The 16229-nt window shown below is 56.3% G+C and carries 17 protein-coding genes; 11 read left to right on the top strand and 6 right to left on the bottom strand.

Annotation, left to right across the window (positions count from 1 at the left end):
- Positions 1-5: 5 nt before the first annotated feature.
- A complete protein-coding gene (locus V6944_RS00395; protein WP_220438837.1) occupies positions 6-1100 on the top strand; it encodes an ABC transporter ATP-binding protein in 1095 nt (364 codons plus the stop codon).
- A gap of 7 nt (positions 1101-1107) precedes the next feature.
- Positions 1108-2250 (top strand): alginate lyase family protein, encoded by a 1143-nt coding sequence (locus V6944_RS00390; RefSeq protein ID WP_333497473.1) that lies wholly within the window; start codon positions 1108-1110, stop codon positions 2248-2250.
- A 99-nt stretch (positions 2251-2349) separates the two neighbouring features.
- Here V6944_RS00390 and V6944_RS00385 read toward each other — a convergent pair whose 3' ends face one another.
- Positions 2350-2694: a RidA family protein gene (locus V6944_RS00385; protein WP_185667672.1), complete on the bottom strand. Its 345-nt coding sequence runs from the start codon at positions 2692-2694 to the stop codon at positions 2350-2352.
- 127 nt (positions 2695-2821) lie between these two features.
- On the opposite strand from V6944_RS00385, the gene V6944_RS00380 reads away from it, so the two are divergent.
- The 5 genes from V6944_RS00380 (at position 2822) to rnd (ending at position 9198) form a co-directional block, all read left to right on the top strand.
- Complete coding sequence (locus V6944_RS00380) at positions 2822-4732, top strand: ATP-dependent DNA helicase (RefSeq protein WP_333497472.1); 1911 nt, start codon at positions 2822-2824, stop codon at positions 4730-4732.
- A 58-nt stretch (positions 4733-4790) separates the two neighbouring features.
- Entirely contained in the window at positions 4791-5486 is a 696-nt protein-coding gene (gene tsaB / locus V6944_RS00375; RefSeq protein ID WP_333497471.1) for a tRNA (adenosine(37)-N6)-threonylcarbamoyltransferase complex dimerization subunit type 1 TsaB, read from the top strand.
- Positions 5487-5526: 40 nt separating this feature from the next.
- Positions 5527-6108: a Slp family lipoprotein gene (locus tag V6944_RS00370; RefSeq protein ID WP_333497470.1), complete on the top strand. Its 582-nt coding sequence runs from the start codon at positions 5527-5529 to the stop codon at positions 6106-6108.
- Positions 6109-6315: 207 nt separating this feature from the next.
- Positions 6316-8001 (top strand): long-chain-fatty-acid--CoA ligase FadD, encoded by a 1686-nt coding sequence (gene fadD / locus V6944_RS00365; protein ID WP_333497469.1) that lies wholly within the window; start codon positions 6316-6318, stop codon positions 7999-8001.
- 81 nt (positions 8002-8082) lie between these two features.
- Complete coding sequence (rnd, locus tag V6944_RS00360; protein WP_333497900.1) at positions 8083-9198, top strand: ribonuclease D; 1116 nt, start codon at positions 8083-8085, stop codon at positions 9196-9198.
- 129 nt (positions 9199-9327) lie between these two features.
- On the opposite strand, the gene minE is transcribed toward rnd, so the two are convergent.
- The 3 genes from minE to minC are packed head-to-tail and all read right to left on the bottom strand — an operon-like array spanning position 9328 to position 11144.
- On the bottom strand, positions 9328-9597 hold the full coding sequence (gene minE, locus V6944_RS00355; RefSeq protein WP_035894584.1) for a cell division topological specificity factor MinE: 270 nt from the start codon (positions 9595-9597) through the stop codon (positions 9328-9330).
- 3 nt (positions 9598-9600) lie between these two features.
- Positions 9601-10413, bottom strand: coding sequence for a septum site-determining protein MinD (gene minD, locus V6944_RS00350; protein ID WP_333494745.1), 813 nt, complete (start codon positions 10411-10413; stop codon positions 9601-9603).
- 23 nt (positions 10414-10436) lie between these two features.
- Positions 10437-11144, bottom strand: coding sequence for a septum site-determining protein MinC (gene minC, locus V6944_RS00345; RefSeq protein WP_333497899.1), 708 nt, complete (start codon positions 11142-11144; stop codon positions 10437-10439).
- A 127-nt stretch (positions 11145-11271) separates the two neighbouring features.
- Here minC and V6944_RS00340 point away from each other — a divergent pair, with 127 nt between their 5' ends.
- The 3 genes from V6944_RS00340 to V6944_RS00330 all read left to right on the top strand — a co-directional run bounded on the left by V6944_RS00340 (position 11272) and on the right by V6944_RS00330 (position 12809).
- Positions 11272-11553 (top strand): YcgL domain-containing protein, encoded by a 282-nt coding sequence (locus V6944_RS00340; RefSeq protein WP_333497468.1) that lies wholly within the window; start codon positions 11272-11274, stop codon positions 11551-11553.
- A 56-nt stretch (positions 11554-11609) separates the two neighbouring features.
- Positions 11610-12269, top strand: coding sequence for a fumarylacetoacetate hydrolase family protein (locus tag V6944_RS00335; RefSeq protein WP_333497467.1), 660 nt, complete (start codon positions 11610-11612; stop codon positions 12267-12269).
- A gap of 93 nt (positions 12270-12362) precedes the next feature.
- Entirely contained in the window at positions 12363-12809 is a 447-nt protein-coding gene (locus V6944_RS00330) for a YcgN family cysteine cluster protein (protein ID WP_185667681.1), read from the top strand.
- A gap of 255 nt (positions 12810-13064) precedes the next feature.
- Here the strand turns inward: V6944_RS00330 and dsbB are convergent, their stop codons facing one another.
- Together dsbB and nhaB are read right to left on the bottom strand one after the other, a co-directional pair.
- A complete protein-coding gene (gene dsbB, locus V6944_RS00325) occupies positions 13065-13595 on the bottom strand; it encodes a disulfide bond formation protein DsbB (RefSeq protein ID WP_333497466.1) in 531 nt (176 codons plus the stop codon).
- 147 nt (positions 13596-13742) lie between these two features.
- Complete coding sequence (gene nhaB / locus V6944_RS00320; protein ID WP_333497465.1) at positions 13743-15287, bottom strand: Na(+)/H(+) antiporter NhaB; 1545 nt, start codon at positions 15285-15287, stop codon at positions 13743-13745.
- A 212-nt stretch (positions 15288-15499) separates the two neighbouring features.
- Here nhaB and fadR point away from each other — a divergent pair, with 212 nt between their 5' ends.
- Positions 15500-16219, top strand: coding sequence for a fatty acid metabolism transcriptional regulator FadR (fadR, locus tag V6944_RS00315; RefSeq protein ID WP_333494748.1), 720 nt, complete (start codon positions 15500-15502; stop codon positions 16217-16219).
- Positions 16220-16229: the final 10 nt, after the last annotated feature.

The following is a 16229-nucleotide window of genomic DNA, read 5'->3' as shown; positions in this document are numbered from 1 at the left end:
TACCGATGGGATCTGTTGTATTAAATAGCGTGCGCAAATCATACGGTGATGCTCACGTCATTAAAGATGTGTCGTTGACTATCCCTGACGGCGAGTTCTGCGTGCTGGTGGGGCCGAGCGGCTGCGGGAAGTCGACGCTGCTGCGGATGATTGCCGGGCTGGAGGAGATTTCCGCCGGGGAAGTGCACATCAACGAACGTGATGTCACCGAGGTGGAGCCGAAGCTGCGTGATATCGCGATGGTATTCCAGAGCTATGCGCTCTACCCGCAGATGACGGTGCGCGAAAACATGGGCTTTGCGCTGAAGATGGCGCGGCTGCCGAAAACGGAAATCAAACAGAAAGTCGATGAAGCGGCGGCGCTGCTCGGGCTGGAGCCGCTGCTGGAGCGTCTGCCAAAAGATCTCTCCGGCGGCCAGCGTCAGCGCGTGGCGATGGGGCGCGCCATCGTACGTAAGCCGCAGGTATTCCTGTTCGATGAACCGCTGTCGAACCTCGACGCCAAGCTGCGTACCCAGGTGCGCGGTGAAATTCGCGAGCTGCACCGTCGTCTGAAAACCACCTCGGTGTACGTCACCCACGATCAGATTGAAGCGATGACCATGGGGCAGATGATCGTGGTCCTGCGCGACGGGCGCATTGAACAGGCGGGCACGCCGCTGGAGCTGTACGACCAACCGGCCAACCTGTTCGTTGCCGGGTTTATCGGCTCGCCGGAAATTAACCAGTTGAAGGGGGAAGTGGTGCTCAGCGGCAATAGCACCAGCCTGCGCCTGAAAGATGGATCGCTGCTGGCGCTGCCGGTAGGGCTACAGGTGACCGACGGCCAGCAGGTGGTGTACGCCATTCGCCCGGAACAGGTCAACGTGGTACACGAAGCCCGCGACGATGCGCTAGCGGCGAAGGTCACGGCGGTGGAGAACACCGGTTCGGATATGCAGCTGTTCTGCGATACCGGCGGCGGGGCGTTTACCTCGGTGTTTAAGCAGCGTCTGGCGGTGAAAGAGGGTGACACTATCTGGCTACAGCCGAAGCTCTCCGGCGTGCATCTGTTTGATGCGCAAAGCGGTCTGCGCATAGCGTGCCTGGAGGGTCAATAAGGTGGCGATGAAGCTGTACACCCTTGATGAAACCTGTCTGGAAAACGCCCGTGCGGGCCTGAAACAGCCATTCTCGCCGCTGCAGCTGGCCCTGAGCAAGCTGGTGGCCGAAGCGGATACGCTTAAGCGCGAGCCGCCGGAAAGCGTGGTGCATAAAAAGCTGCGCCCGGCGAGCGGCGACGCGCATGATTACTACAGTCTGGGCACCTACTGGTGGCCAAACCCACGGCGGCCCAACGGGCTGCCCTACATTCGCCGCGACGGGCATATCAACCCGCAGTGCGAAAATAACGATACCGACACCTCGCGCATTATCCGCATGTGCGAGCGCTGCCTGACGCTGGGGCTGGCGTGGTACTTCACCGGGCAGCGCCAGTATGCGCAGGCGGCCGCGGTGCAGATCCGCTGCTGGTTCCTCGACGGCGACACGCGCATGAACCCGCATCTGAACTACGGCCAGGCGATCCCCGGCGTGGTCTCCGGACGTGGCACCGGGCTTATCGACACTCGCCTGCTGTGGATGGTGGTCGATACTATCGGGCTGATTAATGCCGCCAGCGTGCTGGATACCGACGATATCATCGGCCTGCACCAGTGGTTCCGCGACTTTAACCACTGGATGTACTACAGCGATATCGGTCATTCCGAATACGTCTGGCACAATAACCACGGCACCTGGTACGACGCCCAGCGTGCGGTCAACGCGCTGTTCTACGGTGATAAAGGGCTGGTGGCGCGGATTATTGAGCAGGGTATCACCCAGCGGATGGCGGCGCAGATTGATCAGGACGGCAAGCAGACGATGGAGCTGGAGCGTACCATTCCGTTCCACTACTCGCTATTCAACCTTGAGGCGCATTTGCTGCTCAACCGCTATGCCGAGCACGTCGAGTTTGATCGCTGGAACCACATTCGTGACGGACGCGGAGTGAAGCAGGGGATTGATTACCTGGTGCCGTTTATCCGCGAACCGGATCTGTGGCCGTATAGCGATTTGCAGGGCATTGTCTGGGATAGCGCGCTGCGGGTCCTGCTGCAGACGCAGCGCGGGTATCCGAAGCAGTCGCCGAGCTATCGCGACGTGCTGAAGTGCTTGCCGCAGGAGACGCTGCAGTTGAAAGAGCAGCTGATGTGGTGTCCGGGGTTGTAGAAGAGAGTCCCCCCGGCGGCGCTGCGCTTGGCCGGGCTACCCAAGATGTAGCCCGGACGAGGCGCCTGCGCCGACTCCGGGAAGGCACAATATACCGATTTACACCGCGGCGATAATCTTAATCTCAACCTTATATTTTGGGTTCATCAGCTTCGCCTGCACGGTGCAGCGCACTGGCGCGTGACCGGCGACTACCCACGCATCCCACGCTTTGTTCATGGCGGCGAAATCGTCGCCGTCCGGCAGGAAAATGGTGGCGTCGAGAATGCGCGACTTATTGCTGCCCTGTTTTTCCAGCACCGCATCAATCTGCGCCAGCGTATTTGCCGTCTGCTCAAACGCATCGGCGTCCAGGTTTGCCGGTACGCCGGTGTAGTACAGCGTATTGTTATGAATAACGACATCAGACCAACGGGCTTCGGCATCAATACGTACAATTGTCATTTCATTTTCCTTTTAACATCACGTAAACGCGCTAAGACTGCCACAATGTTGACGCCGCGTCACGACTTCGGCTGGCATAAGCGGGGTTCGCCTGACATAATCACTGGGAATTTTTCCAGGGGGTAACGTGACGGACGATTTTGCAGAAGATGGCCAGCTATCGCAGGCGATAACCGGCTTTAAACCGCGTGAACCGCAGCGTCAGATGGCGCACGCCGTCGCGAAGGCGATTGATAACGGCCAGCCGCTGGTGGTGGAAGCGGGGACCGGGACCGGGAAAACCTACGCCTATCTGGCTCCTGCGCTGCGTTCAGGTAAAAAAGCCATTATCTCTACTGGCTCGAAGGCATTGCAGGATCAGCTCTACAGCCGTGACCTGCCGACCGTCGCCACGGCGCTGACCTTTACCGGTAAGCTGGCGCTGCTGAAAGGGCGTTCAAACTATCTTTGCCTCGAGCGTTTAGAGCAGCAGGCGATGGCGGGCGGCGACCTGCCGGTGCAAACCCTCAGCGACGTTATTTTACTGCGCAGCTGGGCTAACCAGACCGTGGACGGTGACATCAGCACCTGCGTCAGCGTGGCGGAAGACTCCCAGGCCTGGCCGCTGGTCACCAGCACCAACGATAACTGTCTGGGCAGCGATTGCCCGCAGTATCAGGACTGCTTTGTGGTGAAAGCGCGCAAAAAAGCGATGGATGCTGACGTGGTGGTGGTCAACCATCACCTGTTCCTCGCCGACATGGTGGTGAAAGAGAGCGGCTTTGGCGAGCTTATCCCCGAGGCTGACGTGATGATCTTCGATGAAGCCCATCAGCTGCCGGATATCGCCAGCCAGTACTTTGGTCAATCGCTCTCCAGCCGTCAGTTGCTGGACCTCGCCAAAGACGTGGTCATTGCCTACCGCACCGAACTGAAAGATACCCAGCAGTTGCAAAAGTGCGCCGACCGTCTGGCGCAGGCCACCCAGGATTTCCGCCTGCAAGTGGGCGACCCCGGCTACCGTGGCAATCTGCGTGAACTGCTGGCGGAAACCGCCGTGCAGCGCTCGCTGCTGCTGCTCGATGATGCTCTGGAACTGTGCTACGACGTGGCGAAGCTGTCGCTGGGCCGCTCTGCCTTGCTCGATGCCGCTTTCGAACGCGCGACCCTGTATCGCGCACGCTTAAAGCGCCTTAAAGAGATCAACAAGCCCGGCTACAGCTACTGGTACGAATGCAACTCCCGCCACTTTACCCTGGCGCTGACGCCGCTCACCGTAGCGGATAAATTCAAAGAGGTGATGGCGGCCAAGCCGGGCAGCTGGATCTTTACCTCCGCGACGCTGTCGGTCAACGACGACCTGCACCACTTTACCGAACGCCTCGGTATTGAAGCGGCGGAATCGCTGCTGCTGCCAAGCCCGTTTGACTATGCCACCCAGGCGCTGCTGTGCGTGCCGCGCAACCTGCCGCTGCCGAATCAGCCGGGGGCCGCGCGCCACCTGGCGGCGATGCTGAAACCGCTAATTGAGGCCAACGACGGACGCTGCTTTATGCTCTGCACCTCACACGCCATGATGCGCGACCTCGCTGAACAGTTCCGCGCCACCATGACGCTACCGGTGCTGTTGCAGGGGGAGACCAGCAAAGGCCAGCTGCTTCAGCAGTTTGTCAGCGCCGGTAACGCTCTGCTGGTGGCGACCAGCAGCTTCTGGGAAGGGGTCGACGTGCGCGGCGATGCGCTGTCATTGGTGATCATCGACAAACTGCCGTTCACCTCTCCGGACGACCCACTGCTGAAAGCGCGCATGGAAGACTGCCGGCTGCGCGGCGGCGACCCGTTTGAGGAGGTACAGCTTCCGGATGCGGTGATTACTCTCAAGCAGGGGGTAGGGCGACTGATTCGTGACGTTGACGATCGCGGGGTGCTGGTGATTTGCGACAACCGCCTGGTGATGCGCCCCTACGGCGCAACCTTCCTCGCCAGCCTGCCGCCGGCACCGCGCACCCGTGATATTCGACGGGCGACGCGTTTCCTGGCGCTGTCATCGACGCGGTAATGCAGAGCAAAGTGTGGTAAGATGCGCGCCATTTTGTTGATCGAGAGCGCGACTAACCATGCGAATTCTGGCTATCGATACCGCCACGGAAGCCTGCTCGGCTGCTCTGTGGAATGATGGCAACACCAGTGCCCACTTCGAGCTTTGTCCTCGGGAACACACCCAACGTATCCTGCCTATCGTGCAGGATATCCTCACTCAAGGCGGCGTAAGCCTGACCGACCTCGACGCACTGGCGTTCGGCCGTGGGCCGGGCAGCTTCACCGGCGTGCGTATCGGCATTGGTATTGCGCAAGGGCTGGCGCTGGGTGCAGAGCTGCCGATGATCGGCATATCGACCCTCGTTACCATGGCGCAGGGCGCCTGGCGTAAGCAGGGTGCGACCCGCGTGCTGGCGGCTATCGACGCCCGTATGGGTGAAGTTTACTGGGCCGAATACCAGCGTGATGAAAACGGTATCTGGCACGGCGAAGAGAGCGAAGCGGTGCTGAAACCGGAAGCGGTACAACAGCGTCTGGCGGAGTTGAGCGGTGAATGGGCGACCGTGGGCACCGGTTGGGCCGCATGGCCTGATATGACGAAGGGCGCGAACGCCACGCTGGTCGATGGCAACGTGACGTTACCGGAAGCTGAAGACATGCTGCCGATCGCCTGTGCCATGCTGGAGCAGGGGAAAACCGTCGCCGTGGACAAAGCAGAACCGGTTTATTTACGTAACAACGTTGCGTGGAAGAAACTTCCTGGCCGCGAATGAATCTCAGTAGGTAGAGAGCGTAAAAATCAGGAGCAGCATCATGGCAGGTAAAAGTTTTGTGATTCGTGGAGCCGCCGTTGGGCTTATCGCCTTCGCGTTAAGCGGCTGCGTCAGCGTGCCGGATGCCATTCAGGGCAGTAGCCCAACGCCGCAGCAGGATCTGGTGCGGGTCATGGCGGCGCCGCAGCTGTATGTGGGCCAGGAGGCTCGCTTTGGCGGGACCGTCGTTGGCATTGAAAACCAGCAGGGCAATACCCGTCTGGAAATCGCCACCGTCCCTCTGGACAGCGGCGCGCGCCCGATTCTGGGTGAAGCCTCGCGTGGGCGAATCTATGCCGATGTGAACGGCTTCCTCGACCCGGTAGATTTCCGTGGTCAGCTTGTCACGGTGGTGGGGCCTATTGTTGGCGCGGTGGAAGGCAAAGTCGGCACCACCAAATATAACTTCCTGCAGATGAAAGCGACGGGTTACAAACGCTGGCATGTGGCTCAGCAGGTAGTTATGCCGCCGCAGCCCATCGACCCATGGATGTTTGGTCCGCGCCCCTGGAACTACGGTTACGGTGGTTGGGGATGGTATAACAGCGGTCCCGCTGAAGTGCGGAACGTTGTAACTGAATAAGATCTGATGTAAAGCAGACAAAAAAGAAACAGCGGCTAGCCCGCTGTTTCTTCGTTGTAATGGATATAAAAAAAATAAAGAGTGACGCGCTTCGCAACCTTAATTCTGATTAATTCTTAAACTGGTACGCTGAGTTAATATAATGTTAACGAAAGTTTATCATTTGGGGTTGCGATGACGACGAATACGTATTTTAGAGGTGATGCTTTGAAAAAGGTTTGGCTCAACCGTTATCCTGCTGACGTCCCGGCAGAGATCAATCCTGACCGTTATCAATCCCTGGTGGAACTGTTCGAACACTCGGCAACGCGCTTTGCCGACCAGCCTGGCTTCGTCAACATGGGCGAAGTCATGACCTTCCGTAAGCTTGAAGAGCGCAGCCGCGCCTTTGCCGCTTATCTCCAGCACGGGCTGGGGCTCAAGCAGAGCGACCGCGTCGCGCTGATGATGCCGAACCTGCTGCAATACCCGGTCGCCCTGTTTGGCATTCTGCGTGCCGGGATGATCGTGGTAAACGTTAACCCGCTGTACACCCCGCGCGAGCTGGAACATCAGCTGAACGACAGCGGCGCGCAGGCGATTGTTATCGTTTCCAACTTTGCCCATACCCTGGAAAAAGTGGTCGACAAAACTTCGGTTAAACACGTGATTCTGACCCGTATGGGTGACCAGCTCTCCACGGCGAAAGGCACGCTGGTTAACTTCGTGGTCAAATACATCAAACGGCTGGTGCCTAAATATCACCTGCCGGATGCCATTTCGTTCCGCAGCGCGCTGCATAATGGCTATCGCCTGCAGTACGTGAAGCCGGAAGTGAAGGCCGACGATATCGCCTTCCTGCAGTACACCGGCGGTACTACCGGCGTGGCGAAAGGGGCGATGCTGACCCACCGCAACATGCTGGCGAACCTCGAGCAGGTGAAAGCGACCTACGGGCCGCTGCTGCACGAAGGCAAAGAAGTGGTTATTACCGCGCTGCCGCTGTACCACATTTTTGCACTGACCATGAACTGCCTGCTGTTTATCGAACTGGGCGGTAAAAATATCCTCATCACCAACCCGCGTGATATTCCGGGGCTGGTAAAAGAACTGGCGAAATACCCGTTCACCGCCATGACCGGGGTGAATACCCTGTTTAACGCGCTGCTGAACAATAAAGAGTTCCAGCAGCTGGACTTCTCAACCCTGCATCTCTCCGCAGGCGGTGGGATGCCGGTGAACCACGCGGTGGCGGAACGCTGGGTGAAGCTGACCGGGCAGTATCTGCTGGAAGGCTATGGCCTGACCGAATGCGCGCCGCTGGTGAGCGTGAACCCGCACGATATCGACTACCACAGCGGCAGCATTGGCCTGCCGGTGCCGTCGACCGACGTGAAGCTGGTGGATGACGACGATAACGAAGTGCCCGCTGGCCAGCCGGGTGAGCTATGCGTCAAAGGGCCGCAGGTGATGGAAGGCTACTGGCAGCGTCCTGACGCTACCGCTGAAATCATCAAAGACGGCTGGTTGCACACCGGCGATATCGCGGTGATGGACGATGAGGGCTTCCTGCGCATCGTCGACCGTAAAAAAGATATGATTCTGGTCTCCGGCTTCAACGTTTATCCGAACGAAATTGAAGACGTGGTGATGCAGCACACCGGCGTGCTGGAAGTGGCCGCCGTGGGCGTGCCGTCCGGCAACAGCGGTGAAGCAGTGAAGATTTTCGTGGTCAAGAAGGATGAAAGTCTCACCGAAGAGGCGCTGATTACCTTCTGTCGCCGCCAGCTTACCGGCTATAAAGTGCCGAAACTGGTTGAATTCCGTAAGGAATTGCCAAAGTCGAACGTCGGTAAAATTTTAAGACGAGAATTACGTGACGAAGCCCGCGCCAAAGTGGACAATAAGGGATAAGTCACGAGTCATGATGCCAAACGCCAGCTCTGCTGGCGTTTTTTTTGGCGCAATCTAAGAGAGTACGATTTGAACTATCAGATGATCACCACCAACGACGAACTCAGCACCCTGTGCGATGCGGTTCGTCAGACCACCGCCGTGGCGCTGGACACCGAGTTTGTCCGCACCCGTACTTATTACCCGCAGCTAGGGCTGATTCAGCTTTTCGACGGCGAGCGTACGGCGCTGATTGATCCTCTGAATATTACTGACTGGTCGCCGCTGCAGGCGATTCTGCAGGACCGTAATATCACCAAATTCCTGCACGCGGGGAGTGAAGACCTGGAAGTGTTCATGAACACCTTCGGTTCAATGCCGCAGCCGTTGATCGATACCCAGGTGCTAGCAGCATTTTGCGGTCGTCCTATGTCCTGGGGCTTCGCGCCAATGGTCGCTGAGTATTCCGGTGTTGAGCTGGATAAGAGCGAATCCCGCACCGACTGGCTGGCTCGCCCGCTGACCTCGCGCCAGTGCGATTATGCGGCGGCGGATGTCTGGTACTTGCTGCCTATCGCCCACAAGCTGATGGCGGAGACCGAACAGGCCGGGCGACTGGAGTGGGCGCTCAATGAGTGTCAGTTGATGCAGCAGCGTCGTCAGGAAGTCACCGACCCGACGGACGCCTGGCGCGATATCACTAACGCCTGGCAGCTGCGTACGCGCCAGCTGGCATGCCTGCAGCTGCTCGCCGACTGGCGGCTGCGTAAAGCGCGCGAGCGTGACCTGGCGGTGAACTTTGTGGTGCGTGAAGAGCATCTGTGGAGCGTGGCGCGTTATATGCCAGGCAGCCTCGGTGAGCTGGACAGCCTGGGGCTTTCCGGCAGCGAAATTCGTTTCCACGGCAAAACGCTGATTAGCCTGGTGGAAAAAGCGCAGGCGCTGCCGGATGACGCGTTGCCGGAACCGCTGTTGAACCTGATGGATATGCCGGGTTACCGCAAAGCGTTTAAAGAGATTAAGGCGCTGGTGCAGGAAGTGGGGCAGGCGAATGACGTTAGCCCTGAAATGCTGGCATCCCGTCGCCAGATCAACCAGCTGCTGAACTGGCACTGGCAGCTGAAACCGCGCACCACGGCACCTGAGATGATCTCCGGCTGGCGCGGTGAGCTGCTCTCGGCTGCGCTGGACAAACTGTTAACGGCGTACCCGCGTTAAGTCTGGCGCGAATACTCGCCCGCGCTACAGGGCGTGTAGCCCGGGCGAGCGCAGCGACCCCGGGAAGGCACCAAACTCCAGACACAAAAAAAGCGCTATCACTAGCGCCTTTTTTTACACCACCGAAAGTCAGGATTTTGACTCTTCTGCTTCCGGTAGCGTGACGTTGAGTTCCAGAATCGAAATATCCCCGTCTTTTTGCTCTAACTGCACCGTGACCATTTCTGGGTCAATCTGCACATACCTGCAAATCACTTCCAGAATATCCTTCCTTAACTGCGGTAGATAGTGCGGTTCTGCGTCACTGCGGCGGCGTTCCGCGACAATGATTTGCAGGCGTTCTTTAGCAATGTTGGCGGTATTCTTTTTCCGTGAGAGAAAAAAGTCGAGTAATGCCATGATTTATCCTCCGAACAGGCGTTTGAGGAAACCTTTCTTCTCTTCTTCAATGAAGCGGAAAGGACGTTCTTCTCCCAACAGACGATCGACGGTGTCGGCGTAGGCTTTGCCTGCGTCAGACACGGTATCCAGAATCACCGGCTCGCCCTGGTTAGAGGCGCGCAGCACTGACTGATCTTCTGGAATCACACCGACCAGTTTGATGCGCAGGATCTCCAGCACATCTTCCATACTCAGCATATCGCCTTTGTTAACGCGGCCTGGGTTATAGCGCGTTAGCAGCAGGTGTTCTTTAATCGGTTCTTCACCATTCTCGGCGCGGCGGGATTTCGACGCCAGAATGCCCAGAATACGGTCGGAGTCTCGAACGGACGACACTTCTGGGTTAGTGGTGATGATCGCTTCATCAGCGAAATAGAGCGCCATCAGCGCGCCGGTTTCGATACCAGCAGGGGAGTCGCAGACCACGAAGTCGAATTCCATCTTCTTCAGCTCGTCGAGCACTTTCTCGACGCCTTCGCGGGTCAACGCATCTTTATCACGGGTCTGAGATGCAGGCAGGATAAAGAGATTCTCGGTACGCTTATCTTTGATTAACGCCTGGTTCAGCGTGGCGTCGCCCTGAATAACGTTAACAAAATCATAGACTACACGACGTTCGCAGCCCATGATCAGGTCAAGGTTACGCAGACCGATATCAAAATCGATAACGACCGTTTTCTTTCCCTTCTGCGCCAAACCAGTTGCGATGGCCGCGCTGGAGGTGGTCTTACCCACGCCCCCTTTACCTGAAGTCACAACAATAATGCGTGCCATAGAAATTCCTTGTTAAAAAGGGATTAATTTAACGGTTGAATAGTCAAAGCGCTGTCGTCCAAACGCAGACGCGCCGCTTTGCCATAAAATTCGGCTGGGATCTGATCGCTCAGCCAATATTCCCCGGCAATGGAGACCAGCTCCGCCGCCAGGTGGGTACAAAATACTTGTGCTTCCCGGTCTCCGCCGGCACCGGCGAGAACGCGTCCACGCATCATGCCGTAAACGTGAATATTCCCATCGGCAATCAGCTCCGCGCCCGCGCTAACGTGGCTTGTCACAATCAGATCACAGTTTGGTGCATAAATGCGCTGACCGGAACGTACAGGCGTATCAATCATTCGCGTTTTTGTGATCGGACTAACAATTGGTTCGGGTTCTACGGGCTTGGGCTGTTCAACAGGGGCCTGACGGACAACTTTTTCTTTACCTTCAGTCAGTAAAGGGAGGCCGGATTGGTCAATAGCCGCCTTAAATTGCGGATTTTTACAGCCGCTGACGCCGACAATGCGCAAACCCACGGACATGATGGCCTGCTGAATCGCGCGCCACTGGGTGAATTCTTCAAGGTTACCGACGTTGACGACCACCGGGGCATGACGGAAAAAGGCCGGAGCCTGGGCGACTTTGTCTTCCAACGCCTGACGAATAACCTCGGGCTTTGCATCATGCAAATGAACCACAGATAGGGTGAAGCTACTGCCTTTAAGTTCGATTGGCGTGTTTGACATCCTGGCCTTACTCAATTTGCTATTTATCGCCGCGCCGTGCGCAGTGATATTCCGAAGACTATCAGTCATGTTATAGTCACATATATATTCAAGCAAGTAACCACTGTCCTATTTCAGAGCCTAAAGTATGTTTTGTGTGATTTATCGTAGTACTAAACGTGATCAAACCTATTTGTATGTCGAAAAAAAAGACGATTTCTCCCGTGTGCCTCAGGAACTGATGCAGGGCTTCGGTCAGCCGCAGTTAGCCATGCTGCTGCCGCTTGATGGACGTAAGAAAACCGTCAATGCCGATCTGGAAAAAGTAAAACAGGCGCTAAAAGAGCAGGGTTATTATTTACAGATCCCGCCACCGCCTGAAAATCTGTTAAAGCAGCATTTGGCTGAGTCGCAAAATAAGAGCGAGTAACCGCTTCGCTTCCGGCCAAAATGCGTCCATGGTTGAACAACGAGTAAGGGAAAAGCATGTATCAGCATCATAACTGGCAGGGTGCTCTGCTGGATTACCCGGTAAGCAAAGTTGTCTGTGTTGGCAGTAATTATGCAAAACATATCCAGGAAATGGGCAGCGCAACGCCGGAAGAACCTGTTCTCTTTATCAAACCGGAAACGGCGCTGTGCGACCTACGCCAGCCGCTGATTCTGCCGCAGGGCCTTGGCTCCGTGCATCATGAAGTTGAGCTGGCGGTACTGATTGGCAGCACGCTGCGTCAGGCAACCGAGGATCACGTACTGCAGGCCATTGCTGGCTACGGCGTGGCGCTGGACCTCACTCTGCGCGACATTCAGGGGACGATGAAGAAGGCCGGTCAGCCGTGGGAAAAAGCCAAAGGCTTTGATAATTCCTGCCCGATCTCCGGCTTTATTCCCGTTTCTGCCTTTGAGGGCGACCCGCAGAATATTCCACTGGGCCTGACTATCAACGGCGAAGTCCGCCAGCAGGGCAGTACGTCTGACATGATCCACAAGATTGTGCCGCTGATCGCCTATATGAGCCGCTTCTTTACGCTGAAACCGGGTGACGTTGTGCTGACCGGTACGCCGGAAGGCGTTGGTCCGCTGCACGCGGGCGATGAGCTTGAGGTGCAGTTTAACGGCCTGTCACTGACGACCCGCGTACTGTAAGCCCTCCTTGCCGCCCCATTCGGGCGGCAAAACTTGCATCCCTGTGCCAGACTGGTTATAAGAAGCACCCTGATTTTTGATGTGGACATCCTGATGAGCGAATTACCTTTCTGGCAGAGCAAAACCCTTGATGAAATGACAGATGCACAATGGGAGTCGCTGTGCGATGGCTGTGGGCAGTGCTGCCTGCACAAGCTGATGGATGATGACACTGACGAAATCTACTTCACTAACGTGGCCTGCCGTCAGCTCAACATCAAAACCTGCCAGTGCCGTAACTACGAACGCCGCTTCGAGTACGAGCCGGACTGTATCAAACTGACCCGCGATAACCTGCCAACCTTCGAATGGCTGCCGCATACCTGCGCCTATCGCTTGCTGGCGGAAGGGCAGCCGCTGCCGCAGTGGCACCCGCTCATCACCGGTTCTAAAGCGGCGATGCACGGTGAGCGTATCTCCGTGCGTCATATTGCAGTGAAAGAATCAGAAGTGCACGACTGGCAGGACCATATTTTAAATAAGCCAGATTGGGCTAAATAAACCGCAATTTGCGGAACCATTCACTATTTTTATATTTCCCACCCTAAATCCCTACGTAATTCTTATACCGGGCCGATAGAGAATAAAAGCGCTTCGGTATAAGGATGCATATGCGGAATCCAATAAAACTGTTAATGCTGGCGGTGATTATCAATCTGGGCGGCTGGAGTCTGTTGCTTGCGGCGGGGTATGGAATATGGTCGTTGGTGAGATAGCTTGCCAGCAGCCTGCGCAAGGCCGCTGGCAAGGTAGTGATTAGCGGCCGAACAGGTCGCGTCTTTTCGGTTTGAACGGTTGGGCAATCAGCACCAGCAGCGCCACGATCAGATAGGCGGCAAAAACGCCGACCAGCCATTGCGGCATCTCCAGCGATAAGAATTCCCACTGACGAACAGAGCAGTCACCTGATGCGACGAACACCTGCGGCAGCCACTTATCAAGCGGCAGCCAGCTTGGGAAGCGCGCCATAAAATCACAGGTCATAAACGGTGATGGGTGCAGCTGAATCATGGTGTGTTCCCAGGCCAGCTGCAGGCCGCGGAAAGCGCTGTACAGCCAGATAAGCAGGGCCACATAGCGCAGCGGGCTCTTCGGCGCGATAGCACCGACTAAGCCTGCGCCCATAATCCCGAACAGCGCGCAGCGCTCATAAATACAGAGTACGCACGGCTTTAATAGCATCACGTGCTGGAACCATAATGCCACTAACTCTAGCGCAAAAGCGGTTAACGCCATTAATAACCAGGCACTGCGGCCACGTGAGCTCTGGTTTAAATATCGAAACATAAACATTTCCCTGGAACGTGCTTTGAAAGCGCAGTGTAAACGAAAACGATAGCCATGCCATCGGTTGATACGCAATTATTCGTAAATAGCGATTCAACGCCCGAACAAAAGTTGTCGGGCGTTAATAAAGGAACCGTTATTAAAATGTTATTTAGGTAAAACTAATAGTCCCTGATTCATCATCCAGTCTATCGACGGCTGCAGCGTAAACTCGACGCACAACAGACCGACCAGCGTCAGGACTACCGTATAGGGCAACGCCATCCATACCATGCGTCCGTAAGAAAGACGAATCAACGGCGCCAGGGCTGAGGTCAGCAGGAAGAGGAAGGCTGCCTGGCCGTTTGGCGTGGCTACCGACGGCAGGTTGGTACCGGTATTGATGGCCACCGCCAGCAGCTCAAACTGCGGCAGGCTGATAGCCCCGTTATCCAGCGCGGCTTTCGCTTCGTTGATATAGACGGTACCGACGAACACGTTATCGGAGATAGACGACAGCACGCCGTTAAAGAGGTAGAACAACGAACGCTGGGCGTGCGGTGATGCCTGCAATACGAAGTCGATAATAGGCGCAAAAAGGTGCTGGTCGATAATCACCGCCACCACCGCGAAGAAGACCGTTAGCAGGGCGGTAAACGGCAGCGCCTCGGTAAAGGCTTTGCCAATGGCGTGCTCGTCGGTGATGCCGGTGAACGAGGTCGCAAAGATAATCACCGACAGGCCAATCAGCCCCACTTCTGCCAGGTGCAGCGCCAGCGCCAGCACCAGCCAGACGCCGATGATGCCCTGGACAATCAGCCGCATTTTCTCCTGCGGCGTGCGCTGCTGTCGGCTGCGCTCGTCGAAATCGTGAAGAATTTTACGCACCGGGTCGGGCAGCTCCGCGCCGTAGCCGAAGGCTTTGCACTTCTCCAGCAGCCAACAGGTCAGCAGCCCGCAGATAAACACCGGTAGGGTGACCGGCGACATGCGCAGGAAGAATTCACCGAAGTGCCAGCCGGCCACTTTTGCAATAATCAGGTTCTGTGGCTCGCCGACCATCGTCATCACGCCGCCGAGTGCCGTACCGACGCCAGCGTGCATCATCAGGCTGCGCAGGAAGGCACGGAACTGCTCCAGCACCACGCGATTGTGTTTGTCGATATGGCTGTCGTCGAGCAGATCGTCATCGTCAGGACGCGACGACACCACGCGATGGTAGATGCTGTAAAAGCCCACCGCGACGCTGATAATCACGGCAACCACCGTTAGCGCATCAAGGAACGCCGACAGGAAGGCGGCGGCGAGGCAGAACGCCAGCGAGAGCAGCCGTTTGCTGCGAATGGTGAGCAGAAGGCGGGTGAAGATAAATAGCAGAAGCTGCTTCATAAAGTAGATGCCAGCGACCATAAAGATCAGCAGCAGCAGCACTTCGAGGTTGGCGGCTATCTCATCGCGGACGTGGTCGGCAGAGGTCATGCCGATAAACACCGACTCAATCGCCAGCAGCCCGCCAGGAATCAGCGGATAGCACTTCAGCGCCATCGCCAGGGTGAAGATAAACTCCACGACCAATAGCCATCCGGCGACAAAGGGATGAATTAAAAACACCAGCGGATTGATGATTAAGAAAATAATCAGCAGCAGCTTGTACCAGTCCGGTGACTGACCAAGAAAGTTGCGCCACAGCGCACGACCATAAGAGATTTCCATGACTACCGTCTTCCTCCTGAAAAGATGTCATTTTTTACCATTAAATCAACGGCACTGCCAGAAATGTGCCCGGATAAGCATTTTCCTGAGTAAAAAAGAAATGTGAAAAATGAAACGGCGATCCCTTTTTAATTCATTGGCCCCGCTATCTGCCCTATGACGCCTCTGGTATGATGAGTGTAATTGCAACGCTGTGTAATGGAATTCTTATTATGGTCATTAAGGCGCAAAGCCCGGCGGGTTTCGCTGAAGAGTATATTGTTGAAAGTATCTGGAATAATCGCTTCCCTCCAGGGTCTATTCTTCCCGCTGAACGTGAACTCTCGGAATTAATTGGTGTGACCCGCACGACCTTACGTGAAGTGTTGCAGCGTCTGGCGCGCGATGGATGGTTAACCATTCAGCACGGCAAGCCGACGAAAGTGAATAATTTCTGGGAAACGTCTGGCCTCAATATTCTGGAAACGCTGGCGCGCCTCGATCACGACAGCGTACCGCAGTTGATTGATAATCTGCTGTCCGTGCGCACCAATATCGCGACCATTTACATCCGCACCGCTTTCCGTCAGCACCCGGAAAAAGCGCTGGAAGTGCTCGCGAAAACGCGCGAAGTGGAAGATTACGCCGATGCGTTTGCTGAGCTGGATTACGGTGTGTTCCGTGGTCTGGCGTTTGCTTCCGGCAACCCTATTTATGGGCTGATCCTCAACGGCATGAAAGGTCTGTACACCCGTCTTGGTCGTCATTATTTCTCAAGCCCGGAAGCACGTAGCCTGGCGCTTGGTTTCTATCACGAGCTGGCGAAGCTGTGTGAAGAAGGCGCGCACGATAAGGTGTATGAAACGGTGCGTCGTTACGGTCATGATAGCGGTGAGATCTGGCATCGGATGCAGAAGACGTTGCCGGGGGATTTGGCTATCCATAGCCGCTAGTTTCGTTCCC

It is taken from the genome of Kluyvera sp. CHPC 1.2972, from assembly GCF_036759925.1.
Lineage (GTDB): Bacteria > Pseudomonadota > Gammaproteobacteria > Enterobacterales > Enterobacteriaceae > Kluyvera.
Note: the sequence above shows the minus strand (reverse complement) of the source record. Positions and strands in the feature narration are given on the sequence as shown.

Excerpts from the sequence above, each read along its gene's own strand:
- V6944_RS00395 (WP_220438837.1), top strand. The coding sequence starts at position 6 with ATGGGATCTGTTGTATTAAATAGCGTGCGCAAATCATACGGTGATGCT.
- V6944_RS00390 (WP_333497473.1), top strand. The coding sequence starts at position 1,108 with ATGAAGCTGTACACCCTTGATGAAACCTGTCTGGAAAACGCCCGTGCG.
- V6944_RS00385 (WP_185667672.1), bottom strand. The coding sequence starts at position 2,694 with ATGACAATTGTACGTATTGATGCCGAAGCCCGTTGGTCTGATGTCGTT.
- tsaB (WP_333497471.1), top strand. The coding sequence starts at position 4,791 with ATGCGAATTCTGGCTATCGATACCGCCACGGAAGCCTGCTCGGCTGCT.
- V6944_RS00370 (WP_333497470.1), top strand. The coding sequence starts at position 5,527 with ATGGCAGGTAAAAGTTTTGTGATTCGTGGAGCCGCCGTTGGGCTTATC.
- rnd (WP_333497900.1), top strand. The coding sequence starts at position 8,083 with ATGATCACCACCAACGACGAACTCAGCACCCTGTGCGATGCGGTTCGT.
- minE (WP_035894584.1), bottom strand. The coding sequence starts at position 9,597 with ATGGCATTACTCGACTTTTTTCTCTCACGGAAAAAGAATACCGCCAAC.
- minD (WP_333494745.1), bottom strand. The coding sequence starts at position 10,413 with ATGGCACGCATTATTGTTGTGACTTCAGGTAAAGGGGGCGTGGGTAAG.
- minC (WP_333497899.1), bottom strand. The coding sequence starts at position 11,144 with ATGTCAAACACGCCAATCGAACTTAAAGGCAGTAGCTTCACCCTATCT.
- V6944_RS00340 (WP_333497468.1), top strand. The coding sequence starts at position 11,272 with ATGTTTTGTGTGATTTATCGTAGTACTAAACGTGATCAAACCTATTTG.
- V6944_RS00335 (WP_333497467.1), top strand. The coding sequence starts at position 11,610 with ATGTATCAGCATCATAACTGGCAGGGTGCTCTGCTGGATTACCCGGTA.
- V6944_RS00330 (WP_185667681.1), top strand. The coding sequence starts at position 12,363 with ATGAGCGAATTACCTTTCTGGCAGAGCAAAACCCTTGATGAAATGACA.
- dsbB (WP_333497466.1), bottom strand. The coding sequence starts at position 13,595 with ATGTTTCGATATTTAAACCAGAGCTCACGTGGCCGCAGTGCCTGGTTA.
- nhaB (WP_333497465.1), bottom strand. The coding sequence starts at position 15,287 with ATGGAAATCTCTTATGGTCGTGCGCTGTGGCGCAACTTTCTTGGTCAG.
- fadR (WP_333494748.1), top strand. The coding sequence starts at position 15,500 with ATGGTCATTAAGGCGCAAAGCCCGGCGGGTTTCGCTGAAGAGTATATT.